General features: G+C 48.8%; 21 protein-coding genes, 1 tRNA gene and 3 pseudogenes. 19 read left to right on the top strand and 6 right to left on the bottom strand.

Annotation, left to right across the window (positions count from 1 at the left end; all coding sequences use genetic code 11):
* Window positions 1-2: 2 nt before the first annotated feature.
* The 11 genes and pseudogenes from C1192_RS21570 to C1192_RS26125 all read left to right on the top strand — a co-directional run.
* Window positions 3-79 (top strand) — tRNA-Met (locus C1192_RS21570).
* Window positions 80-330: 251 nt separating this feature from the next.
* Window positions 331-551: pseudogene (locus C1192_RS26220) on the top strand (integrase arm-type DNA-binding domain-containing protein); the annotation flags it as partial.
* Window positions 552-629: 78 nt separating this feature from the next.
* The gene (locus C1192_RS21565) at window positions 630-1,139 is read left to right on the top strand and encodes a phage integrase central domain-containing protein (protein WP_502329863.1); all 510 of its coding nucleotides are present in this window, start codon (window positions 630-632) and stop codon (window positions 1,137-1,139) included.
* A 56-nt stretch (window positions 1,140-1,195) separates the two neighbouring features.
* Window positions 1,196-2,245 (top strand): RHS repeat domain-containing protein, encoded by a 1,050-nt coding sequence (locus C1192_RS21560; RefSeq protein WP_103194820.1) that lies wholly within the window; start codon window positions 1,196-1,198, stop codon window positions 2,243-2,245.
* Window positions 2,246-2,259: 14 nt separating this feature from the next.
* A complete protein-coding gene (locus C1192_RS25220) occupies window positions 2,260-2,604 on the top strand; it encodes a hypothetical protein (protein WP_115775229.1) in 345 nt (114 codons plus the stop codon).
* A 12-nt stretch (window positions 2,605-2,616) separates the two neighbouring features.
* A complete protein-coding gene (locus C1192_RS25215; RefSeq protein ID WP_154663973.1) occupies window positions 2,617-3,060 on the top strand; it encodes an Imm30 family immunity protein in 444 nt (147 codons plus the stop codon).
* A 31-nt stretch (window positions 3,061-3,091) separates the two neighbouring features.
* On the top strand, window positions 3,092-3,334 hold the full coding sequence (locus C1192_RS21555) for an RHS repeat-associated core domain-containing protein (RefSeq protein ID WP_077784591.1): 243 nt from the start codon (window positions 3,092-3,094) through the stop codon (window positions 3,332-3,334).
* Window positions 3,335-3,394: 60 nt separating this feature from the next.
* Window positions 3,395-4,545 (top strand): IS3 family transposase gene (locus C1192_RS21550; protein WP_103194819.1). Its coding sequence is split into 2 segments (ribosomal slippage): window positions 3,395-3,656 and window positions 3,656-4,545, totalling 1,152 coding nucleotides; the frame shifts between segments, so codons are not numbered across the junction.
* A 56-nt stretch (window positions 4,546-4,601) separates the two neighbouring features.
* The gene (locus tag C1192_RS25210; RefSeq protein WP_154663963.1) at window positions 4,602-4,832 is read left to right on the top strand and encodes a hypothetical protein; all 231 of its coding nucleotides are present in this window, start codon (window positions 4,602-4,604) and stop codon (window positions 4,830-4,832) included.
* An 8-nt stretch (window positions 4,833-4,840) separates the two neighbouring features.
* Window positions 4,841-5,314 (top strand): hypothetical protein, encoded by a 474-nt coding sequence (locus tag C1192_RS21545; protein ID WP_038354878.1) that lies wholly within the window; start codon window positions 4,841-4,843, stop codon window positions 5,312-5,314.
* A 149-nt stretch (window positions 5,315-5,463) separates the two neighbouring features.
* Window positions 5,464-5,553 (top strand): annotated as a pseudogene (locus C1192_RS26125) (RHS repeat-associated core domain-containing protein); the annotation flags it as partial.
* A gap of 301 nt (window positions 5,554-5,854) precedes the next feature.
* Here the strand turns inward: C1192_RS26125 and ltrA are convergent.
* Window positions 5,855-7,207, bottom strand: coding sequence for a group II intron reverse transcriptase/maturase (ltrA, locus tag C1192_RS21535; RefSeq protein ID WP_103194782.1), 1,353 nt, complete (start codon window positions 7,205-7,207; stop codon window positions 5,855-5,857).
* Between the two features lie 624 nt (window positions 7,208-7,831).
* Here ltrA and C1192_RS21530 point away from each other — a divergent pair.
* The 4 genes from C1192_RS21530 to C1192_RS21520 all read left to right on the top strand — a co-directional run bounded on the left by C1192_RS21530 (window position 7,832) and on the right by C1192_RS21520 (window position 9,662).
* Window positions 7,832-8,056, top strand: coding sequence for an SMI1/KNR4 family protein (locus C1192_RS21530; RefSeq protein ID WP_038355689.1), 225 nt, complete (start codon window positions 7,832-7,834; stop codon window positions 8,054-8,056).
* 496 nt (window positions 8,057-8,552) lie between these two features.
* Window positions 8,553-8,930, top strand: coding sequence for a hypothetical protein (locus tag C1192_RS21525; protein WP_038355690.1), 378 nt, complete (start codon window positions 8,553-8,555; stop codon window positions 8,928-8,930).
* 31 nt (window positions 8,931-8,961) lie between these two features.
* Entirely contained in the window at window positions 8,962-9,099 is a 138-nt protein-coding gene (locus C1192_RS25205) for a hypothetical protein (protein WP_158650419.1), read from the top strand.
* A gap of 50 nt (window positions 9,100-9,149) precedes the next feature.
* A complete protein-coding gene (locus tag C1192_RS21520) occupies window positions 9,150-9,662 on the top strand; it encodes an SMI1/KNR4 family protein (protein WP_038355691.1) in 513 nt (170 codons plus the stop codon).
* A gap of 28 nt (window positions 9,663-9,690) precedes the next feature.
* Here the strand turns inward: C1192_RS21520 and C1192_RS21515 are convergent.
* A pseudogene (locus C1192_RS21515) lies at window positions 9,691-9,870 on the bottom strand (IS1 family transposase); the annotation flags it as partial.
* Between the two features lie 99 nt (window positions 9,871-9,969).
* On the opposite strand from C1192_RS21515, the gene C1192_RS26120 reads away from it, so the two are divergent.
* The 3 genes from C1192_RS26120 (at window position 9,970) to C1192_RS25955 (ending at window position 10,948) form a co-directional block, all read left to right on the top strand.
* Window positions 9,970-10,107: an HNH endonuclease gene (locus C1192_RS26120; RefSeq protein ID WP_072041610.1), complete on the top strand. Its 138-nt coding sequence runs from the start codon at window positions 9,970-9,972 to the stop codon at window positions 10,105-10,107.
* Between the two features lie 6 nt (window positions 10,108-10,113).
* Complete coding sequence (locus C1192_RS21505; protein WP_038355692.1) at window positions 10,114-10,494, top strand: hypothetical protein; 381 nt, start codon at window positions 10,114-10,116, stop codon at window positions 10,492-10,494.
* 82 nt (window positions 10,495-10,576) lie between these two features.
* Window positions 10,577-10,948, top strand: a complete 372-nt coding sequence (locus C1192_RS25955) for an RHS repeat-associated core domain-containing protein (protein WP_103194818.1) — start codon at window positions 10,577-10,579, stop codon at window positions 10,946-10,948.
* Here C1192_RS25955 and amiC read toward each other — a convergent pair.
* Window positions 10,902-12,155: an N-acetylmuramoyl-L-alanine amidase AmiC gene (amiC, locus tag C1192_RS21495; protein WP_038355693.1), complete on the bottom strand. Its 1,254-nt coding sequence runs from the start codon at window positions 12,153-12,155 to the stop codon at window positions 10,902-10,904. The two genes, C1192_RS25955 and amiC, sit on opposite strands and share 47 nt — an antisense overlap.
* Before the next feature lie 230 nt (window positions 12,156-12,385).
* On the opposite strand from amiC, the gene argA reads away from it, so the two are divergent.
* Window positions 12,386-13,717: an amino-acid N-acetyltransferase gene (argA, locus tag C1192_RS21485; RefSeq protein WP_038355694.1), complete on the top strand. Its 1,332-nt coding sequence runs from the start codon at window positions 12,386-12,388 to the stop codon at window positions 13,715-13,717.
* A gap of 464 nt (window positions 13,718-14,181) precedes the next feature.
* Here the strand turns inward: argA and recD are convergent, their stop codons facing one another.
* From recD to ptrA, 3 genes are read right to left on the bottom strand one after another with little or no spacing between them, the layout of a single operon-like run.
* Complete coding sequence (recD, locus tag C1192_RS21480) at window positions 14,182-16,008, bottom strand: exodeoxyribonuclease V subunit alpha (RefSeq protein ID WP_038355695.1); 1,827 nt, start codon at window positions 16,006-16,008, stop codon at window positions 14,182-14,184.
* On the bottom strand, window positions 16,008-19,550 hold the full coding sequence (gene recB / locus C1192_RS21475) for an exodeoxyribonuclease V subunit beta (RefSeq protein ID WP_038355696.1): 3,543 nt from the start codon (window positions 19,548-19,550) through the stop codon (window positions 16,008-16,010). Before recB ends, recD begins: the two co-directional genes overlap by 1 nt.
* Window positions 19,543-22,431: a pitrilysin gene (gene ptrA, locus C1192_RS21470; protein ID WP_001516985.1), complete on the bottom strand. Its 2,889-nt coding sequence runs from the start codon at window positions 22,429-22,431 to the stop codon at window positions 19,543-19,545. Before ptrA ends, recB begins: the two co-directional genes overlap by 8 nt.
* Window positions 22,432-22,496: the final 65 nt, after the last annotated feature.

The following is a 22,496-nucleotide window of genomic DNA, read 5'->3' as shown; positions in this document are numbered from 1 at the left end:
GACGCGGGGTGGAGCAGCCTGGTAGCTCGTCGGGCTCATAACCCGAAGGTCGTCGGTTCAAATCCGGCCCCCGCAACCAACTCATTGTTTTAAGGCGTCCTTAGAAGACAAGAAACCGCAAAGCTATCAACGGCTTGCGGTTTTTTTCGTTCTTACGCTTCCGTACCCGTTTCAGGGAAGCCGAAGACAATGAATGTACCGTTGAGATCCACTAATTTCATACACTCATTTTTAATTGTTTGCGGAAAATATTCATTAAATTCCGGAACCTACAAGCTATCTGTTCTTTTGAAACCGGCCACTGAAGGCCAACTTTTCTAAGGAGTTAAGATGGCAATTGTAACCCGTCCACTTTCCGCTTCTGAGATCCAGAAAGCGAAGCCCTCTACCAAGCCCTATCTTCTGTTTGACGGCAAAGGTCTGTGCCTACAAGTGAAGCCTTCCGGCAAAAAATACTGGCGATTTCGTTATACGCGTCCATCCACTGGCAAGGCTACAGAAATCAGTCTGGATCATACCCGGAGCTTTCTTTAGCAGATGCCCGCATTGAACATCAGAAATATCTTTCGTTGTTGGCGAAAGGTATCGATCCTAAAGATCTCGAACGCGAAGCCAAAACACAGGTCAAAATGACTGAGGAAAGCCGCTTCTCGGTTGTGGCTAAAAAATGGCATGACGTTAAGAAGGAATATGTCTCGGAAAAACATGCAGCGCAAATCTGGTCATCGCTGGAACGAGATGTATTTCCTGCTCTCGGTAATCTTTCCGTAGCCGAGATAAAAGCACCAACGTTAATTACGGCGCTAAAACCCGTTGAAGTTCGGGGAGCACTTGAAACCCTGAGCCGCCTTATACAACGTATTAATGAAATTATGGAGTTTGCTGTTAATCTGGGACTTATCGAAGCTAACCCGCTTTCTCGTGTCGGGCAGGTGTTTAAAAAACCGCAGGCAGAACATATGCCGACTATTCGCCCTGAACGTATACCTGAGCTAACACGTCGAATCGAAACGACCAACCTGGGGCTGTTAACCCGATATTTAATTAAATGGCAATTACTGACATTAACACGTCCTGTTGAAGCGGCAGAAGCGGAGGCGCTGGCTAAAAAACCGGACGCCGTCAGGGTAACACACTGACGAACCGTTACCGTTACGATGACCGGGGTAGGCTGTCAGCGCATCACCTTAAAGAAGTGTTTGACGAGGAATTCAGCCCTCAGACGCTGCGGCGGCAAGAGTACCGCTACTCGCCGGACAGCGAACTGGTGAACATCAGTGGCGATGCGGCGAAAGAGTACTATTATGACCAAGCAGGACAGCTACTGGCGGTGGGCAATAAACAACAGAGCGACGCTCACCACGCGGCAGCAACGGAGACCTTTCACTACGACGCCACCAGCAACCGGCTGAGTGAGCCGCAGCCGGACGCGCCGGAGCAGCGCCGCAGTATCAACCGGGGCAACCGGCTGGAAAGCTACGGCGACCGCCGCTTTGAGTATGACCGTTTTGGCAACCTGACGGCGGAACGGCGGGGGGAGTTCGGCGCACTGACGACGTATGAATATGACTGCCGCCACCGGCTGGTAAGGCACACCACGCCCAACGGCACGGTGACCACCTACACCTATGACGCCTTCAACCGGCGTTTAAGCAAAATACGCGATGGCGAAACCACGGAATTTATCTGGCAGGGAACGCGGCTGGCGGCGCAGAGCCGGAATTTTCACGCCGACTGGCAGGCATTTATTTACGAGCCGGGAACGCACCGTCCGATTGCGCTGATCGACGGACACAAGTATCGTCATCCGTATAAACTTAAGCCGAAGGTTTACTGGTATCAGACCGATCATCTCGGCACGCCGCACAGCCTGACCGATATTCAGGGGCGTATTGCGTGGCGATGTGAGTACAGCGCTTACGGAAAAGTGCTGGATGAAGAGATTTTCACGGATGAGCGCACGGGCAACCGTTTAATTGACGTGCGCAACCCGCTGCGCTTTCAGGGCCAGTATGAGGACGAGGAGTCCGGGTTCTTTTATAATCTGAACAGATATTATGATCCGGGTGCCGGGCGGTATCTGACGCAGGATCCGGCGAAACTGGCCAGTGGTTTGAATCCGTATGTTTATGTTGACGGGGATCCGGTAAACTGGATAGATCCGTTGGGGTTGTTTAAGCAAGATGGGACAGGGTTTGAGAATAGTTCTGCCAACACAAATGAGGCTCAATCCCCCCCGATTTAAAAGTCGGTGATGTTATGACATATGAGGAGTATCTTGAGGCCAGAACACCAGGTAGTACTTTAAGAGGGCATCATATCCCTCAGCAAAAAAGACTAGAAGAAGTGGGGATCAATCCAGCGGAAGGTACGGTTGTTGTATTAGAAAATAAAGAACTTGATGACTTGGGTAATAAAATTGTATATACCGGTACAAGAACATATGGTGGTAGGGGAGCTAAAACAGCATCTCAAGAAAAAGGAATACCATTATCTCATTCAGAAGCTCTAGACTTACAGGATCTACCTGTACTCAGATTGTCTCCTGCTGTCACTGATGCAATTAAAGCTCTTAATAGAAAAAATCATCCAGATCACTTTTAATATAGGAGAAAAATGATGAATGAACAAGATACATACTGGTGTAAAAAATTAGAATCATCCTGTCATTTTCAAAAAGAAAGCGATTTCGATACTTACTCAGAATCTATTGAGCATTTGAATGGGTCAACAAATTTTCATGTATTAGAAAGAATGTTATTCTGCTTAAATGACAGAGATGCGGGAGAGATTCAGTATGAATTAGTAGAAGCATGTGAGAAATTTCCTATTGATATATATATAAAATGCATTACGAAGAACTTCAGAGAGATATCATCATTATCACCAAAATGGTTTCGATTAATTATTCAATCAATATTGAATGATAAGACATATTCAAATTCATTAATTAGCACATTAAAATCAGATCAATCATTAGATAAAGAATATGTTATTGAATATATAAACAAATTAAATATTGCGAAATATTCATCAATAGTAGATAAACTAAATAATTAATACCTTTAACCACGTTTAAGCAAGACGCTCAATTGACAGGTATCTGACTCAGGATCCTATCAAACTTGCTGGCGGGTTTAACCCATATGTTTATGTTAATAGACATCCAGTAAGTCATATTGACCCACTGGGCCTAAAAGGTATGCTGGGTTCACCCTCAGGTTTGTTGTATTTCCTGAAGGTAGAATGTCGCAGCGGTATTTCCTTAACAAGGCGAGATGCCCGGACGCTTACGATATTCCATTACCTAATCCAGATGCCGAGGGACGGGTGATCTTACCCACCAATAGTGGACACAGGACTAAGTGAGTAAACTCTCAACCAGAGGTGACTCATGACAAAACCAGTATCAATCAGCAAGAAGCCCCGTAAACAACATACGCCTGAATTTCGTAACGAAGCCCTGAAACTCGCTGAACGCATCGGTGTGGCCGCCGCAGCCCGTGAACTCAGCCTGTATGAATCTCAGCTTTATGCCTGGCGCAGTAAACAGCAGCAACAAATGAGTTCGTCAGAGCGCGAACGCGAACTGGCCGCTGAAAATGTCCGCCTTAAACGACAACTGGCGGAGCAGGCTGAGGAACTGGCCATCCTCCAAAAGGCCGCGACATACTTCGCGAAGCGCCTGAAATGAAGTATGTCTTCATCGAAAATCATCGGGCAGACTTCAGCATCAAAGCGATGTGTCGTGTACTTCGGGTTGCCCGCAGCGGCTGGGATGTCTGGCTCAGGCGGCGTCACCAGATGAGCCTGCGCCAACAGTTTCGGCTCACCTGCGATACCGCTGTTCATAAGGCATTCTTTGAGGCAAAGCAGCGATACGGTGCTCCCCGCCTTGCTGACGAACTGCCGGAGTTCAATATTAAACCCATTGCCGCCAGCCTGCGTCGTCAGGGGCTGCGGGCGAAAGCCGGCCGGAAGTTCAGCCCGGTCAGCTACCGTGCACATGGCCTGCCCGTATTGGAGAATCTGCTGGAGCAGGACTTCAGCGCCAGCGGCCCGAACCAGAAGTGGGCGGGTGACATCACGTACTTGCGTACCGATGAGGGCTGGTTGTATCTCGCAGTAGTCATCGACCTGTGGTCACGCGCCGTTATTGGCTGGGCGATGTCACCCCGAATGACAGCACAACTGGCCTGTGATGCACTGCAAATGGCGTTGTGGCGGAGAAGACGCCCGGAAAGCGTCATTGTTCATACGGACCGTGGTGGTCAATACTGTTCAGGGGATTATCAGGCGCTGCTGAAGCGACACAACCTGCGTGGCAGGATGAGTGCGAAAGGCAACTGTTATGACATTGCCTGTGTGGAAAGCTTCTTTCATTCGCTGAAGGTGGGATGTATCCACGGGGAACGCTTTAGCAGCCGGGAAATAATGCGGGCAACGGAGTTTAATTATATCGAGTGTGATTACAATCGCTGGCGTCGTCACAGTGCCTGTGGCGGTCTCAGCCCGGAACAATTTGAAAACCATAATCTCGCTTAGGGCCGTGTCCACATTACGTGGGTAGGATCAGGGCGCATACTACTTGAGGAGGGAAGGTGAGTACGGAAACAGGAGAGGTATATCGCCAGAGTGCTGAATTTCCAGCAGACACGTGGCCATTAGCTGATGGTAAACCTGTACCATTAAGCGAAGTACATTGGGGTGATCACGGAACGCCTCATCATCATCCTTACAATCCACATCAACATCCCTTTATATTCAATGGTAAAATTTGGTTGAGAGCGAAAAGCAACCAAATGTTGCCCTTTGACACTAAACCAAGGTGATACGGTTTATGGATATTTTTGTTGACATATTACTGCCTAAAAGAAACTTTAGATTAATTGAATTAGAGGAACAGTATCACACGTGGGAAGATGAAAAATTCCCTTGTACTCCTCGTGAATTTAAGTGGAAAAATTCTCTTTCTTTTATTATGGAGGATATCCCCCACCCTTATGAGAAAATAATTACAGATTGCATACCAATTGGTTCTTATTATATTTACTCACTAAATGACAATGTTATTTACGAATGGGAGAAAAATATAAACAAAAAAAAAGAGAACAATAATATATTAAAAGAATTCATATTAGAGCACTTATCTAATATAGAGTCATGGGGGCTGGCAATTTCATTTGATGAAGATGTCATAGATGGTATCGATGAGTTTTTATTAATGAAAAATGAGAGTGAGTTGATTAATAAAATAGATAACTCTATTAGCTGGAATTGTGGCCGGGGATTTATAGGGTTTAAAATTAATTAATTGGACTACTGACCTAAGGGATTTAATGTGTCAGAAGATACGTAACTCTATATCCAGCAGAATAGTACCGCTGCCAACTTGATGCTTGCAGCAATCTGGTGGAGGAAGAGATTGCTGCCCACTGGAAGACCGGCAAGCGGTTGATAAGTATACGCAATCCACTGCGCTTTCAGGGACAGTATGGGGACGAGGAGTCCGGGCTCTTTTATAATCTGAACAGATATTATGATCCGGGTATCAGGTGGTAAACTTTAATATACCAGAGAGTGATAATAAATGATTAAAATAACTATATCATCATCCTTACCCATAACTGATTTATCAGTAATAAAATTCTTACATACAGAATTGGGTTGGGCGTTATCCAGCGCAAAAAAGATCCTATCACTAGGAGAAATGGGATTTTTTTACACATGCCAATTATTTTTAAACGATCATATTCAAATCGGGATAGGAGCTGATCTCACGATCAGCTTCCTCCCACACCACCGTACGTACGGGGCCGTATACGGCGGTTCGGTTATGTTGATCGTCGCCTGCCTATACTTCTGGCAGGCCCAGTCTGGAGAACAGCTTATTGGGGAGTGCTATATTCAGTGCCGGACTACAGCTTATCCGCCACTCTTTATGGCAGCTTCCTGCTGTTTGCGCCGCAAGGTCCTTGCTTACGCCTCGACTGCGCAACTCCCTGAAGCGGTTGCGGCCCGTTTTCCACTGTTTCCAGAGTATGCTTCGCAGCCTGCGCCTTATCCATCCGTTCAGCTCTCGCATCAGCGATGGCCTCTGGTTCAGCCCGTAGTAACTTTTCCAGCCCGTCAGATATCGTCTTAGCGGCTGAGTTAGCTGTTCAAGGCTTCTCCCTGTGTTGCGTCCGGTCAGTGCTCTTATCCGCATTTTGAACCGTTTTATCGACTCCGGCGATACCACGCACCATACCTTCCGCCCCCTTATGAAGCTGTATCCAAGGAACTTGCGCGTTTCAGGGCGTGCTACAGCACTCTTCTTCGCGTTGACCTTCAGCTTCAGTTTATGGCTCAGCCAGTGCGTCAACCCCGCCATGATCCGGTTGCCTGCCCGTTCGCTTTTCACGTAGACATTACAGTCGTCTGCGTACCGCACGAACTTCAGACCACGTTTCTCCAGTTCCTTGTCGAGGTCGTCAAGCAGCAGGTTCGATAGCAGCGGCGACAGTGGGCCGCCCTGCGGCGTTCCTTCTGTCACCGGCCTTACCAGACCTGCGTCCATCACCCCTGCATTCAGGAACCTGCGGATAAGTGACAACACCCGTTTATCCGATACTCGTTTCTCTATCCGGCTCATCAGCACATCGTGATTTACCCGGTCGAAGAACTTCTCCAGATCGAGGTCGACCACCCAGTGATACCCGGCCCCGATATGTTCCCGGGCTTGTATCACTGCCTGGTGGGCCGAACGACCGGGACGGAACCCGTAGCTGTTGTCGCTGAACGAGCTATCCCACTGTGCCTGCAATACCTGCATCATCGCCTGCTGGATGAAGCGATCCACCACCGTCGGGATGCCCAGCAGACGTTCGCCGCCGCCGGGCTTCGGTATGGACACTCTTCTCACAGGAGATGGGCGGTATCTGCCGGACAGCAGTTGCGCTTTCAGCTCTGGCCAGTGGTGCCTCAGGTAGTCCGGCAGTTCGCTTACGCGCATACCATCGACTCCCGCTGCACCTTTGTTGGCTTTAACTCTTTTCAGGGCTTGCCTGAGATTGACTGGTTCACAAATGGCTTCCATCAGCCACACTGTTGACGACGGACTTTCTCTGTTCGTCGGTGCCTGCACGGTTTCAGCCCCCGGAAGGGCGGCGTTCGGGGCTTCACCCCGTTCCCCGGCCTCAGGGTCGCGATGCGTTTTCTGCTGCATGACCGTTCAGAACCTCCGTTGATACTCGTCACTCATTACCGTTCGGGCCTTCGGGTGTCATGCCCTACTATGCCCTCTGCTGACTCCTGTCCGCCGGTCAGCGCCCCTTACGGTACGCTCAGTTCTGGATACAGAACGACGGACAGGCCTCCCGGGGTAAGTTCAGCCGCCTTCACCACACACCTGTCCGATTTACCACCCCGGTTCTTGATGGTTATGGCCTTCGCAATTCTTTGCTTGCTCCGCCAACCGGGTAGGCCTCGTATCGGATTTCTGTTCGTCAGGTCATGGATTTGCTTCACGCTTCCTTCAGACCCCGCCTCACGACGACGCCCTTGCGCTTCGCTAGTCCTTCGCCACCATCAGGCTGGACAGGGGACTTTCACCCCCGAGCTGCTGAACATGCCCGGCACACAAAGAAAAAGAAATAAGAAAAATAATTTCTTTCTTTCAAAGCAAGAAAATCTCCTTAACAATTCTAGAGATTGATGGCGATGATTGTTGGCCTGAAATTAATGAAAAGAATATTGCTAAAATGAAAATTACAGAACAGCAGATGATTAATCTTCTAAATACTTCCAAGGGGCGTTACTTGTAAATATACCCTTAACTGAGGAGATAGTTATGAATATTGAAAGAATTAATACAAATGGTTTTGATGGAAGTGATGATTTAATTGGCGAAATTGAAGTTGTTATAGGAAAAAAGCTTCCTGATGATTATAAATTGTTACTGATAAAAAATAATGGGGGGCATCCTGAGTTAGATTCTTTTTTCTTTCACACAATATTAGTTATGGTATTAATAATTTTTATTCTATTAATAATAGTAAATATGAAACCATTCTGAGTGCAATAAATAGATGGGGTAAGGTGTTAGGAAAAGGCGTATTACCTATAGCAAGAGATGGTGGAGACAACCAATTTTATCTAAACTTAAATGAAACAGAACCTTCTGCATGAATATATTTACATGATGGAAATGATAAAAGAGAAAAACTTGCTGACTCTTTAGCTGAATTTATAGATAAATTGCAAATCAATCCTGATTACCTATAAATTCCAAGTGGAAATAATAACGCCACACTATGATAAGGATAGCGCCCCCGCAATCCTTGTACCTAATGAAGGACATACATGACGTAAAGATGGTGTAGGAATAGTATCAAGAAGCAAGATTAACTCCAAAACAGGGCTACCATTTGATAATCCTAGGGATATTGTTGCGCGAGATATTTGGGAGCTAAGGCGAGTATATGATGATCTCTCAAACATAAAGTTGCAGCAACTTATTCAGAAAAATAAAGATTTACATCCTGAAATTAAAAATAAAAAGCAGGTATTATATGAGATTAAATGAAGAGTTTATTTCCTGTATTTTCAATGAATTACTAATAGATGACTTTGAGTTATACAAAAAAAATATTGACAATATCATAGATGATTTAGATTCCATTTCAAAAGTAGACATTGATAAGTCAACGTATAAAAAATTTTCAAAAATAATGTCAACTCTGAATGATCAAGAACAATCTGTTGTTTATGATTTTCTAAAGTTGATTATTTCTGATACTGCTTCAGTAATCTTTGGAGCCATTGATGGAACTCATTTTGTTAAAGGATTAGATAAAAATTGTCTTTTGAACTATGGAGGGGAGGACATTCAAGGTGATCTACAAGATTTATTTCTTGAAAAATTTGAAAATGAAATTCACCTTGATTGATATTTATTTAAATTTATTTTAACTGTTAAACATGGGAATACTAAAATTTGTCCATATTTATGCGCTGGCTGACGGACACAAGTATCGTCAGCCGCACAGGCTGAAGCCAAAGATTTACTGGTATCAGACGGACTACCTCGGCACTGATACCTACAAAATGGCATGGTAAGATACTGCATATAGGTTCAGCATTAGACATGAAAAATAATAGGTAACATCATGAAAAACACTAACAAATTACAAATTGAATCAATTTTAGGTGAGAAAACAAAAATAGGCGAGTTCGATTTTAGTAAAATATTATCTAACAAGCATATAGATTTTCTTAAAAAACATAATGGTGCAATATTTTTTCCTAACGGGGCAAAATTTAAAATCTCTGGAAACAAAAAACCACAAATTTGTGATAGCCAAGGAATGGTTTCAGTAGATTTATTATATGGAATTGGAACAGATAGCTATAGTCTAAGTTATGTTAACAATAATAAACCGGACGAACTTCAGGATGTTATCATTATTGGCGAAGCATTAAACGGTGATTTCATCTGCATCATGAATACCAATAGACATATTTACTATTGGTATCATGAAGCAGTTACTGTCGATGAGTCATTTTTCTTTTTATCCACAAATTTTTGTGACTTTCTAGCCTCTTTAGAACCTGACAATGAATCAGATCCTGATGTAGAGAAACGTTTAAGAGGAATAGTTAAATGCAATTTGCGTTTTTAGCCACTTAAAAAAACGGTAATGTTTCCAATTAGTAGAACATGTATTTTTCGATAAAAGCGCCAATGACTTTTTCGTAAAGTTCAACAGAACGAGAGAAGCAGAGGGTTCTGCGAGCCAGACGCTTGATTCGGGTTCTCAGTATCAGGTTGTTGCGCTCAATACGCTGAGCGAAGATCTTGCCGGTCAGATGCTTCTCTTTAAGAAGCTCTCCTATTTTCGTGTTGTACGCGTGCCTGAACTAAGAAATCCTTGAGGATGAGCGCACGGGCAATCGTTTAATTGACGTGCGCAAGAAGAACTAGATACTATTAAAGCTGGCAGTTCCAAAATACCTAATTATACATGGCATCACCATCAGGATCTTGGCCGTATGCAATTAGTCCAAACAAAGTTCCATGGGAAAACAGGACATCTCGGTGGTGATAAAATGAGCCAAGGGAGATAGTGTAATATGCTGGAAGGATTAACAAAAGAAAATCACAATACGATAGGGTTTGTCATTGATGCTTTACTCAGTGGTGCTATAAGTAAAGAAGAACTACGTGCATGGGCGACGACAGTTATCAAGGATAATGATATTTCAGATATTCCTGACTATATGTTTGAGCTTGTTGACTTTGATGCCTCAGCATTTCATTTGTACGAAGTTATTGGATTTATTTGTGATTGGAATGATTCGGCATCTCAGAGTAAAGCGTTGTATGGTATTGCACTAAAACGTGGTGTAGTTTTAGGAGAGGAATGTTCCCCTGAATCTGCATTAAAAGCGTTGAAAAAACACCCAGAAATAGAACAGCACTTCAGGAAAATATTTCCATTTATAAATTTTTAAGAAGTCACAAATGGAAATAATAGACACATCGTATCATCTAAAAAATAATCAGTAATAGTGTGAATACAGCGCCTACGGAAAGGTGCTGAGCGAAGAAATCCTTGAGGATGAGCGCACGGGCAACCGTTTAATTGACGTGCGCAACCCGCTGCGCTTTCAGGGCCAGTATGAGGACGAGGAGTCCGGGTTCTTTTATAATCTGAACAGATATTATGATCCGGGTGCCGGGCGGTATCTGACGCAGGATCCGGTGAAGCTGGCTGGTGGTTTGAATCCGTATGTTTATGTTGACGGGAATCCAGTAAGCTGGATAGATCCGTTGGGTCTGAAGGCAATGCCGGAGCCCCCTTATGGGTGTTTTTTATTTCTGCTCTTCCATAAAAAAAGCGCTATTCAGCGCTTTTTTACTATCCCCTTCTCGCCAGCGTCGCCCCATCAGAAAAATACGCTTTAATCCCCGCGAGGATAGACTCTGCAACTTCCTGCTGGAAAGTCGCCGTTTTCAGTTTGCGCTCTTCCTCAACGTTACTGATAAACGCCGTTTCGACGAGAATAGATGGAATATCTGGCGCTTTCAGTACAGCAAACCCGGCCTGCTCGACCTGATTTTTATGCAGCTTGTTGATTTTGCCAAGTTTATTCAGGACTGCCCTACCAAACTTCAGGCTGTCGGCAATGGTCAGCGACTGCACCATATCGAACATGGTGTGGTCGACATAGCGGTCACCGCTTTTGCTCACGCCACCAATCAAATCCGAGGCGTTCTGAGTTTGTGCCAGATATTTTGCCGCAGTACTGGTCGCGCCTTTGGTCGAAAGCGCAAACACGGAAGAACCGCTCGGCTGGCGGCTGGTAAAGGCATCTGCATGGATAGAAACAAAAAGGTCAGCACGTTGTTTCTGTGCTTTTGCTACACGCACTTGCAACGGAATGAAGATGTCTTCATTACGCGTCATGTACACCTTCATATTGCCCTCTTTCTCGATCAGAGAGCGCAGACGGCGGGCAATTTGCAATACCACATCTTTTTCACGCGTTTTGTATTTCCCCACCGCGCCGGAGTCTTCGCCGCCATGGCCCGGATCAAGCATGATGACAATAGGACGATCGCGCCCAGCCTTGCCAGGCTGTGGGCCACTCTGCGCAGGCGGCACCTGCTTTTCGAGATCGCCTTTGTTGTAATCCTCCAGCAGTGCCAACAGTGGATCCTGCATATCCTGGGCATTGACCGGGTAGAGATCCATCACCAGACGCTCTTTAAACCCGGCAACTGGCGCGAGGGCAAACATCTGCGGTTTTACGTTTTGCTTTAACTCAAAAACCATCCGCACGGTTTGCGGATCAAATTGCCCGACGCGTGCAGACTTGATGAACGGGTCGTCAGCACGAATTTGCGCAACCATCCCCTTAAGCACCGAGTTCAGGTTTACATCTTCGATATCCACTACCACGCGTTCAGGGTTACTCAACGCAAACTGCTTATATTTCAGTTGACGATTTGATTCTACCGTTACACGGGTATAGCTGGACGCAGGCCAGATGCGCACCGCCACGACCTGACTGACCGCAGCCAGACTCACCTGACTTACGCTCAATAGCCACATGGCACCCGCGCCTTGCAGTAAACGACGACGGCTGATTGCAGTGTTGGATCCCGACATGCCTCTCCCGAGCAAATAAATCTAAGCTGTGTAACAAGTAAACGACCAATTTGACCGGAAACTTTAGCGAAAGACGCATATTCTGTCATCTATAAAACGGTAAACATTCTTTTTATATTCACGGCATTACTGATAAAAAAAATGTTCACGCATAAAATTTGCACTTGCACACGGCAAAAAAACAGAATAAAAATACATTAATTTCGAATAATCATGCAAAGAGGTGTGCCGTGGTGAAGGAACGTAAAACCGAGCTGGTCGAGGGATTCCGCCATTCGGTTCCCTATATCAACACCCACCGGGGGAAAACGTTTGTCATCATGCTCGGCGGTGAAGCCATTGAGCATGAAAATTTCTCCAGTATCGTTAATGATATCGGGTTGCTGCACAGCCTCGGCATCCGTCTGGTCGTGGTCTATGGCGCGCGTCCACAAATAGATGCGAATCTGGCAGCGCATCGCCACGAACCGCTGTATCACAAAAATATACGTGTGACCGACGCCAAAACACTGGAACTGGTGAAGCAGGCTGCGGGGACATTACAACTGGACATCACTGCACGCCTGTCGATGAGCCTTAATAACACGCCATTGCAGGGAGCGCATATCAACGTCGTCAGTGGCAATTTTATTATTGCCCAGCCGCTGGGCGTCGATGACGGCGTGGATTACTGTCATAGCGGGCGCATCCGGCGGATTGACGAAGAAGCGATTCATCGCCAACTGGACAGCGGTGCAATTGTGCTGATGGGGCCGGTGGCGGTTTCGGTCACTGGCGAGAGTTTTAACCTGACCTCGGAAGAGATTGCCACTCAACTCGCCATCAAGCTGAAAGCCGAGAAGATGATTGGTTTTTGCTCTTCACAGGGGGTCACCAATGACGACGGTGACATCGTCTCCGAGCTTTTCCCCAACGAAGCGCAATCGCGGGTAGAAGCTCAGGAAGAGAAAGGCGATTACAACTCCGGTACGGTGCGCTTTTTACGTGGTGCAGTGAAGGCTTGCCGCAGCGGTGTTCGTCGCTGTCATTTAATCAGTTATCAGGAAGATGGCGCGCTGCTACAAGAGCTGTTCTCACGTGACGGTATCGGTACGCAAATTGTGATGGAAAGCGCCGAGCAGATTCGTCGCGCAACAATCAATGATATCGGCGGTATTCTGGAGTTGATCCGCCCGCTGGAGCAGCAAGGTATTCTGGTGCGTCGTTCTCGGGAACAACTGGAGATGGAAATCGACAAATTCACCATTATTCAGCGCGATAACACAACTATTGCCTGCGCTGCGCTCTATCCGTTCCCGGAAGAGAAAATTGGCGAAATGGCCTGCGTGGCGGTACACCCGGATTACCGCAGTTCTTCCCGTGGTGAAGTCCTGCTGGAGCGTATCGCAGCCCAGGCCAGGCAAAGCGGCTTAAGCAAATTATTTGTGCTGACCACGCGCAGTATTCACTGGTTCCAGGAGCGTGGTTTTACCCCGGTGGATATTGATTCACTGCCAGAGAGCAAAAAGCTGATGTACAACTATCAGCGTAAATCCAAAGTGCTGATGGCGGATTTAGGGTAAGCGATGAAAATCGCCAGATGCGATATGCGCAATGCCCGGGTGCATAATAAACACGCTAGCATCGCATCAGGCATTGACGCTCATCGTCGGATGCGGCGTGAACGCCTTATCCGACCTACGTCAAGTCGAAGACGTTGATGGCGGATTTAGGGTAAGTGGTTGAAATCGCCAGATGCGATATGCGCAATTTCCGGGGGCATGATAAACACGCTAGCATCGCATCAGGCATTGACGCTCATCGTCGGATGCGGCGTGAACGCCTTATCCGACCTACGTCAAGTCGAAGACGTTGATGGCGGATTTAGGGTAAGTGGTTGAAATCGCCAGATGCGATATGCGCAATGCCCGGGTGCATAATAAACACGCTAGCATCGCATCAGGCATTGACGCTCATCGTCGGATGCGATATGCGCAATGCCCGGGGGCATAATAAGACGCGCATGCGTCGCATCAGGCATTCGCGTTTATCCCCGCGAACTAAATAACGCTGCCAGTCCGCTACGCCGCTCGGTACGTGTGGCGATTGCCGCACTTAATATGCGCTCATCGGCATACAACGATAAACGGCGACGCGCACGGGTCACTGCGGTGTAAACCAGCTCTCGCGTCACGACCGGCGTGCGCTGGCTCGGCAAAATCAACGCCGCATGGTCGAACTCAGACCCCTGCGATTTATGTACCGTCATCGCCCACGTGGTTTCGTGTTCCGGTAAACGACTTGGTTGCACTGACTTGATATTACCGTCCGGCATTGCAAACCAGACGCGCGTTCCTTGCCCGCGATCCAGTGCAATACCAATATCACCATTAAACAACCCAAGGGCGCTGTCATTGCGGGCAATCATCACCGGCCTGCCTTCGTACCAACGCGAGTGCGGATGGCGATGGATTTTGCGCTTCTGTTGCATAAACTGCTCAATTCGCTCATTCAGCCCGGCTACGCCAAACGGCCCTTCCCGCAGGGCGCACAAAAGCTGGTATTCATTGAATGCCTGAATAATTAAATCCGGCTCGGCACGCGCTTGCAGCAGATCCAGATAGCGTCCGTAACCCGCAAGAGCTTCCTCAAGCATCGCAATATAATCTTCGCCACTCTGTAAAATCCGTTTTTCGATGTCAGTAAAATCCTGCTGAAAAACGGTTTTCACTGCCGTTTTATCGCCGCGATTGATAGCCGCCGCGAGCTGACCAATGCCAGAATCGCTGCCGAAACGGTAACTTTTTTGCAAAAGGCAGAGACTATCGCGCAAAGATGCCGCCTCTGTGCCACAGCCCGCAGGAACGTAGCTCCCCGTCAGGTGACTTAGCTGCTCCGCTCGTTCTGCGGTAAAGCCCGCATTGGCATAAGCGCAAATATCGCCAAGAACAGCCCCAGCCTCAACAGAGGCCAGTTGATCACGGTCGCCAAGAAAGATCACTCTGGCATGATCGGGCAATGCGTCGATCAATCGTGACATCATGGGCAGATCGATCATTGACGCTTCATCGACCACCAACACATCAAGATGCAATGGGTTACCCGCATGATGGCGTAAACGCTGACTGCCCGGCTGCGCGCCCAGCAAGCGGTGCAGAGTGCTGGCATCTTCCGGAATACGTTTCTTTTGTTCATCCGTCAGCGGTAACTGGCGCAAAGCTTTGCCAAGTGATTCGGTTAAGCGCGCGGCGGCTTTCCCCGTCGGCGCAGCCAAACGGATGCGACAACGTTCACCGTCGGCCATCTGAATTAACGCTGCCAGCAACTTCGCCACGGTGGTCGTTTTACCGGTGCCGGGGCCACCGGAAATCACCGAGATCCGCCTCGTCAGCGCCACCGCTGCCGCCACTTTTTGCCAGTTAATGTCATCGCTTACTGGAAAAAGTTGGTCCAGGGTTTGCGCCAGTAGAGCTTCATCAACCTCAATGGCATGATTCACTTCATTGAAAAAGCGCGCCACCGTGCGCTCGTTACACCACATGCGGTTGAGATAGAGACGATCGCCACAAAGGATCATTGGTGTAGGTTCATCTCCCCGGCTGACCGCATGTGAAGCCAGCAGACACTCTTCCCAGTTTTGTAGCTCACCGATTTCACTGACGCAGGTCGCCAGGAGCGGGTGCGAGGCTTCGTTGTTCTCCAGCCGTGAAAGCGGCAAACAGACATGTCCTTCCCCGGCATCATAACTTAACAGTGCCGCCGCAAGGGTGACGGCGGGATGTTCATCACCCGCCACGGTCAGGGCAAACTGCACGTCCAGCGGGCGTAGCTGTTTGTGCTCCACAGCTTCCAGTAATTGCTTTTGCAATTTCATTACGCCTCCTCCAGGGTCATACCAGCAAACATCTCATCCATCAGGGCAATCAACCCGGCATCGGGGCGGGTCGCGTAAATCCCTTGTTGCGGATGCTCTTTATCAACGCCGCGCAGGAACAGATAGATAACGCCGCCAAAGTGGCGCTCATAGTCGTAATCAGCAATGCGATGGCGCAGATAACGATGCAATGCCAGGGTATAAAGCTGATATTGCAGATCATAGCGGTGTGCTTGCATCGCCGCTGCCATAGCCTGTTGGGTGTATGCTGAGCTGTTTTCACCCAGCCAGTTGGATTTATAGTCGAGCAGGTAATAACGCCCTTCGTGGCGAAACACCAGGTCGATAAAGCCTTTTAACATGCCACGCACCTGCATGAACTCCAGCGACGGGCAGCCAGCAGAAAGCGGGTCAAACTGGCGGATTAGCGCATCAAGTTGGCTGGCGACGAGCGGTTCACTAATTGGCAGATAAAATTCCATCTCCACCTGTTTATCGCGGGCGGAAAGCTGACTCAGGCTGACTCCCGTTTCATTGAGCGGTGCCTGGAGAACAGCCATGATCCACTCGGTCAACACCGGTTCCCAATGCGCTTCAAAACCGCCAAGTTCCAGTTTTTCCCGCACCCAGTCAGGCTCAACCGGCTGGGTAAAATCCAGATCCTCAAACAAACTGTGCAAGAACGTCCCCGGTGACGCTCCGCGCGGAAACTGATGCGGTGTTAACGTCGGTTCTTCAACGACGCTGACCACACCTGCGGCGTCAACATCCAGCCGTGGCATCAAATCCTGAGCGATACCGTGACCACGCTGCTGCAAACCAGAGTAGCTGGTGACCCGCCAGTTATCGCCAGGTAAACGTTGTAACGTCTTCGCATTCAGTTCTGCTGTAGAAACATCATTAACCTGCCAGGGCTGATTATCACCGGTTTGTGCCGTTTGCCAGGCAATATCCTCATCGCACAATGCTTCAATACAGGCGCGAAGTCCTGCCGCATCCTTTGGTTCCCCTTTTTGCAGCAAGCGTCCGAGCGCACTTTGATGGACGTCGGTGTCACCTTTTTTATCGCCTCGACGGCGCACCAGTGGCGCGACGCCAAGACTGCAATGCCAGACCGAACGCGTCAGCGCCACATAAAGCAAACGCAGATCTTCCGCCAGACGTTCGGCCTCAGCGAGATCGACGCTTTCTGGCGCAGCGTTAAGATCCAGAACAGCCTCAAATGAGTGACGATCGTGATAGAACGCCTGATCCTGGACGCGGAAATTGGTAATAAATGGCAACCAGACTAGCGGATACTCCAGTCCTTTCGACTTGTGGATCGTAACAATCTGCACCAGATGTTTGTCACTTTCGAGGCGCATTTGCTGGCTGGACGCGTTACTGTCTGGCTCGAGGATATGCTGTGATAACCAGCGTACCAGCGCATGTTCACTTTCAAGCTGCGTTCCCGCTTCCTGAAGTAATTCACTGATATGTAAAATATCTGTAAGACGCCGCTCACCACCCGCCGTTGCCAGCAGGTTTTCTGCAATGTTGCGCGCCGACATCAGCGCCCGCAGCATAGGCATAACGCCGCGTTTTCGCCAGATTTGTCGATAACCATCGAACTCTTCAACGACTGCATCCCAGGCATGTTCGTCATTATTCAGCATTTCGATATCCAGCGCGTTCAGCCCCATCATTGACGTTGCCAGCGCGCTACGCAGAGTATTTTCACGTTCAGGCGTCATCACTGCCTGCAACAGCCAAAGCATCTCCTGCGCTTCCAGAGTTTCAAAAACACTGTCGCGGTTCGAAAGGTAAACGGAAGGGATTTCCAGCAGCGTTAAGGCATCACGTATCTGGGCGGCCTCCTGGCGGCTGCGCACCAACACACTGATGTCTGAAGCACGCACCGGACGCGCGTCATCGCCATTCATCAACAACGCGTCTCCGCGCTGCCCGGCCTGCAGCCAGTCGCGGATTTGCGCGGCGCATACCTGCGCCATGGTACTTTGATAATCGCCAACGCCGCAGCTTTCGCCTTCCATCAGCCACATTTTCATCGAAGGCTGCGTTTCACCTTTAAATACGAAACGCAGCGCCTGATTTTTCCCGGCTGATTTCACAGGAATAAACGGTATTTCGCGAAACATAAAAGCGTCATCAGTCTGGCTAAAAAGCGTGTTCACACTGTTCACCATTCCTAGTGCGGAACGCCAGTTGGTATCCAACGTGTAATGAGCGTGAACTTCGCTACGCGCCTTCATGTAGGTGAAGATATCCGCACCACGGAACGCATAAATAGCCTGTTTCGGATCACCAATCAGTAACAATGCGGTTTCCGGCTGATGGTGCCAGATGTGGCGGAAAATCCGGTACTGCTGAGGGTCGGTATCCTGAAACTCGTCGATCATTGCCACCGGGAATCGCGTGCGGATCGCCGTCGCCAGCGCCTCTCCGCTTTCGCTACACAACGCGGAATCCAGCCGACTTAACATGTCGTCAAAACCCAGTTCGCCACGGCGGCGTTTTTCACGCGCTACCGTTTCACGGATCTCAGCTAATGCGCGAGTGATCACCAGATCGCGGATCGATAATGGTTCGGCAAGTAATTGATCGATCGCCTCAAACAGCGGATGGCGCGGTGTCTCGCCCCCTGCTTTTGTGCGATCTTCTAAGAAACGCTGAGAGAATTTTTCCAGCGACTCCGGCAACTGATAACTGTTGGTCTCTTCTTCTGCCCAGGCGCTAATCTTGTCAATCCATTTAGCCTGATTGCTACGGTTAAACTTGCGTCGATCAATACCTGAAGATTCGATTAGCGCATCCAGTTCACCTACCGCATCACGCCACTGCTGTTTTACGGTATCGATACGCGCCACAATTTGCGCGTGGCGGGAAGCCAGCGTTTCATCATCGGGCGGCGGCGCTTTAATAACTGGCGCTTCCCCTTGCAGATATCGATTAATATCGCGCAGCAACGCCTGCGGCCCTTTCCATGTTTCAAAGACCACCTGAGCAATTTCACGCGGCAGAGGATAGCAGTGGCGACGCCAGAAATCGGCGCAGGCCTGGTAGCGCAGTAGCGATTCATCTTCAATCAGTTGCTGCTCAAACAACATACCGGATTCAAAAGCATTCAGGTTGAGCATTCGCTGACAAAAACCGTGAATGGTAAAAACTGCCGCTTCATCCATCTGTCGTTCGGCTAACAGCAGCCACTGCGCGGCCTGCGCTTTATCGTCAATCTCTTCCAGCAGGCGCGCATACAGAGGGTTGTCGGTGGTTTCACGCAGACAGGCGATGCGCAACTCATGAATATTGCTACGGATACGACCGCGCAACTCTGCGGTGGCAGCCTCGGTAAAGGTCACCACCAGCAGTTCTTCAACGGTCAACGGGCGGGGAAAGGCAGCAGAACCACCTAGTCCAAGTAACAGGCGCAAATAGAGCGCTGCTATCGTAAAGGTTTTGCCTGTGCCGGCAGAGGCTTCAATCAGGCGCTCACCCAGTAAGGGCAAGCGCAAAGGATCTAGTGTCTCAGCGACATCACTCATTCTTTTCACTCATCAGGGGCATTGTTTGCTGCAACGCGCTGACGTTCTCCCACACTTTCCAGCCTTCAGGATGCACATATTCAGCTTTCCCATTCTGGCTGCCAGAAATCTGCGACAGGATAGCCATGCCTTGCGGCTCGACCACTGCCTGATGGAAGAAATCGGCAAGTTTTTGCGGCGTCAGCAGTTTTATCTGTGCCACGATTTTATCACGCGAATCAAAGCGCATATTGCCGCGATCGAAATCTTTACTTAACTTCGATGCTTCTTCGCCCAGCGTTTGCGGTGCCTGTAGCATCTGGCTGATAACCGCCTGCTGGATTTGCGCGAACTCTTCTGGCTTCATCGCGCGCAGTTTCGCCTCAGCCGTTGGGAAAAAGGCCTTGTAACGATCCCACAGGTACGAAGGCTGTTTATCATTACTTTGCAGTAAGAAGCCCATGCCCCACTGACGTCCCACGCTCATTGGGAACGCGAACACGGCGTACCCCAACTGCTCTTCAGTACGCAACTGATTGTAGAACCACGGTTGTACAATCTGCGCCAACAGAGAACTGTAGGCTGAACTGGTGTATTCATCGTAGCCAGTCGGTACAAATACTGCTGCCAGTGCGGAGTCGGTACTGTTACCGGCTTTTTCAAAAATGACGGACTGTTTTTTATCGACCAGGACATCTTTGTTACGACACCACTCTGAGCCATCAGCCCCTAACTGTTTTTGCACATCGCGCGCCAGCGTTGTTGCCTGGGCTTCGGTCATGTTGCCGATAACCATGAACTCTGGTCGTGCCCCGGATTTTAAGGCGTCGCGATAGGCCATCACCTCTTTCAGGGTGATAGTGGGCAAAATTTTACGGCGCTCATCTCGCGAGAAGTACGGCACCTGCGAGAGCATCTGCGCGGGCATAATCGCCTGCTCAAACGCTTTGCCTTTTTCTGCGGAATCCATCATCTGGTTATACCAGGATTTCGCCTGTTCAAGCTGCTCTGGTGTAGCGGTATAGCTAAAGTAGCCCTCCAGCAGAGCCTGAAAAAGTTGCGGCAGACGCTGAGTGTAACCATTAGCATTAACCATAAGGCCGTTGTTAGCATTGGTGGAAAAACTAATGCCGCCAACCGACGCCTGGTTGCTTAACTGATCAAGCGCCAACCCTGCGAGATAATCATTGAGCGCAAACATCACCTGGTTACGGGCGCTGTCCATCGCTTTCGGGTTACGCAAAATCAGGCTGACATCGGCTTTTGGTTCGCTGGCAAAATAGCGACTCGGCGCATACACCACACGCAAATTGGATTCATCAACAATCAGCTCTGGATGGTCGTATTTCTTCTCTGATTTAATCAGCGAGAAATCGTCAGGAATATAGGGATTAAGCTCCGGCAGGGAGAGCGCTATGTCGGCAGCTTTTTTCTGCCAGTCAGCGAAAGTTTGCTCGCTGATTTTATCGACCTGATACGGCGCATCGACAAAGTAAGCCATTTTATTGTGTGGCTCTTTCGGGCTGATATACCAGATACGCGCGTTTTGCGGCGTCATCATCGCCAGACGTTCTTTTACTGCTTTAGCATCATACTGATCGGCTATATTGACCGCGTCCAGCGTATGCTCAACGGGAACGCGAATCATGGTATCTGCCAGCCACTCGACGTAATCCATATCACGAGTGATTGACGGATAACGGAAATCGATATCCAGCACATTCGCCAGTTCATCGAAATACTGTTTATCAATCCCTTTTTCGCGTAACAGATTGAGGTAGCTGAAAATAGCCGCTACAACCTGATCGCGATTAGCCAGACCTTTATCGGTTAAGGACGCAGAGATCGCTAACACGCCACTGTTGCCATTGACGATAGGATCGGAGTTGGCGCTAATGCCCTCAACTAATCCCTGTTTTTGCAACCAGTCAGAAAGCGTTCCTGGGCTGCGATTGCCAATCAGATAGGTAATTAACTCATCAGTTTTACTACGGAACTCCGCCGAATTGTTATCAATGCGAAACTCGACACGCAGCACTTTACGCGGCAACGCCGGGACGTAATGAATGATAATGCCCTTTTGTGCATCGGTGACTACCGGCACGGTGATTTCCGGTTTTTTGCTCTCTTTGTTCGGCACTCGACCGAAGGTGTCCGCCGCCATCTTCGCCAGCTCCTGCAGCGGTTTGTTACTGTAGATAACAGCCTTCATCAGATTGGCGGAGTAATATTTCTCATGGAAATTTTTCAGCGCCTGCTGCACCGGATTACCGGGTTTGTCGCTTAAGGTTTCCAGGTTGCCACCAGAAAACTTTGCACCAGGGTGGGCCGGGTTAATGGTTTCTGCGCTGACCTGCGCCATACGCATCCCGTCACGCGTGCGCGCCATAGTTAATTCGGCGTTCACTGCATTACGCTCACGTTCGGCATATTTCTTGTCGAGTAAAGGTTCCGCAATGGCGTCCGCCAGGCGGTCTACCGCCCCTGGTAAGGCGTCATTTTCCACTTCCAGATAGAAAGCGGTGCGATACGGTGCCGTGCTGGCGTTATGACTGCCACCGTGCATTTTGAGGTATTCGGCCAGACTGTCAGCCTGCGGGTACTTTTTCGACCCCATCAGGCTCATATGTTCAAGATAATGTGCCAGCCCCTGATAAGCCTCGGGATCTTCCAGCGATCCAACGGGCACCACCAGTGCAGAAAGGGATTTTACCGCCTGCGGGTCAGAAACCAACAATACCACCATGCCGTTATCCAGACGCACAGCCTGATACTGACGGTTATCTTTATCACTTTTACGGATGGTTTCCTGAATCGGCTGCCATCCCGTTTCTGCCTGACTTAAGGGTGCCCAAAGGGCAACAAACAACAGTACTGCTTTGAACCAGGTGCTGCGGGGCATTCACGGACCTCATTATCAACTTTATTTTTCAGCCAGATTCAACACGTTAACGTAAATCATCCGGC

This window comes from Escherichia marmotae (assembly GCF_002900365.1).
GTDB lineage: Bacteria > Pseudomonadota > Gammaproteobacteria > Enterobacterales > Enterobacteriaceae > Escherichia > Escherichia marmotae.
The sequence above is the reverse complement of the archived record's forward strand: the minus strand, read 5'-3'. Positions and strand labels throughout refer to the sequence as shown.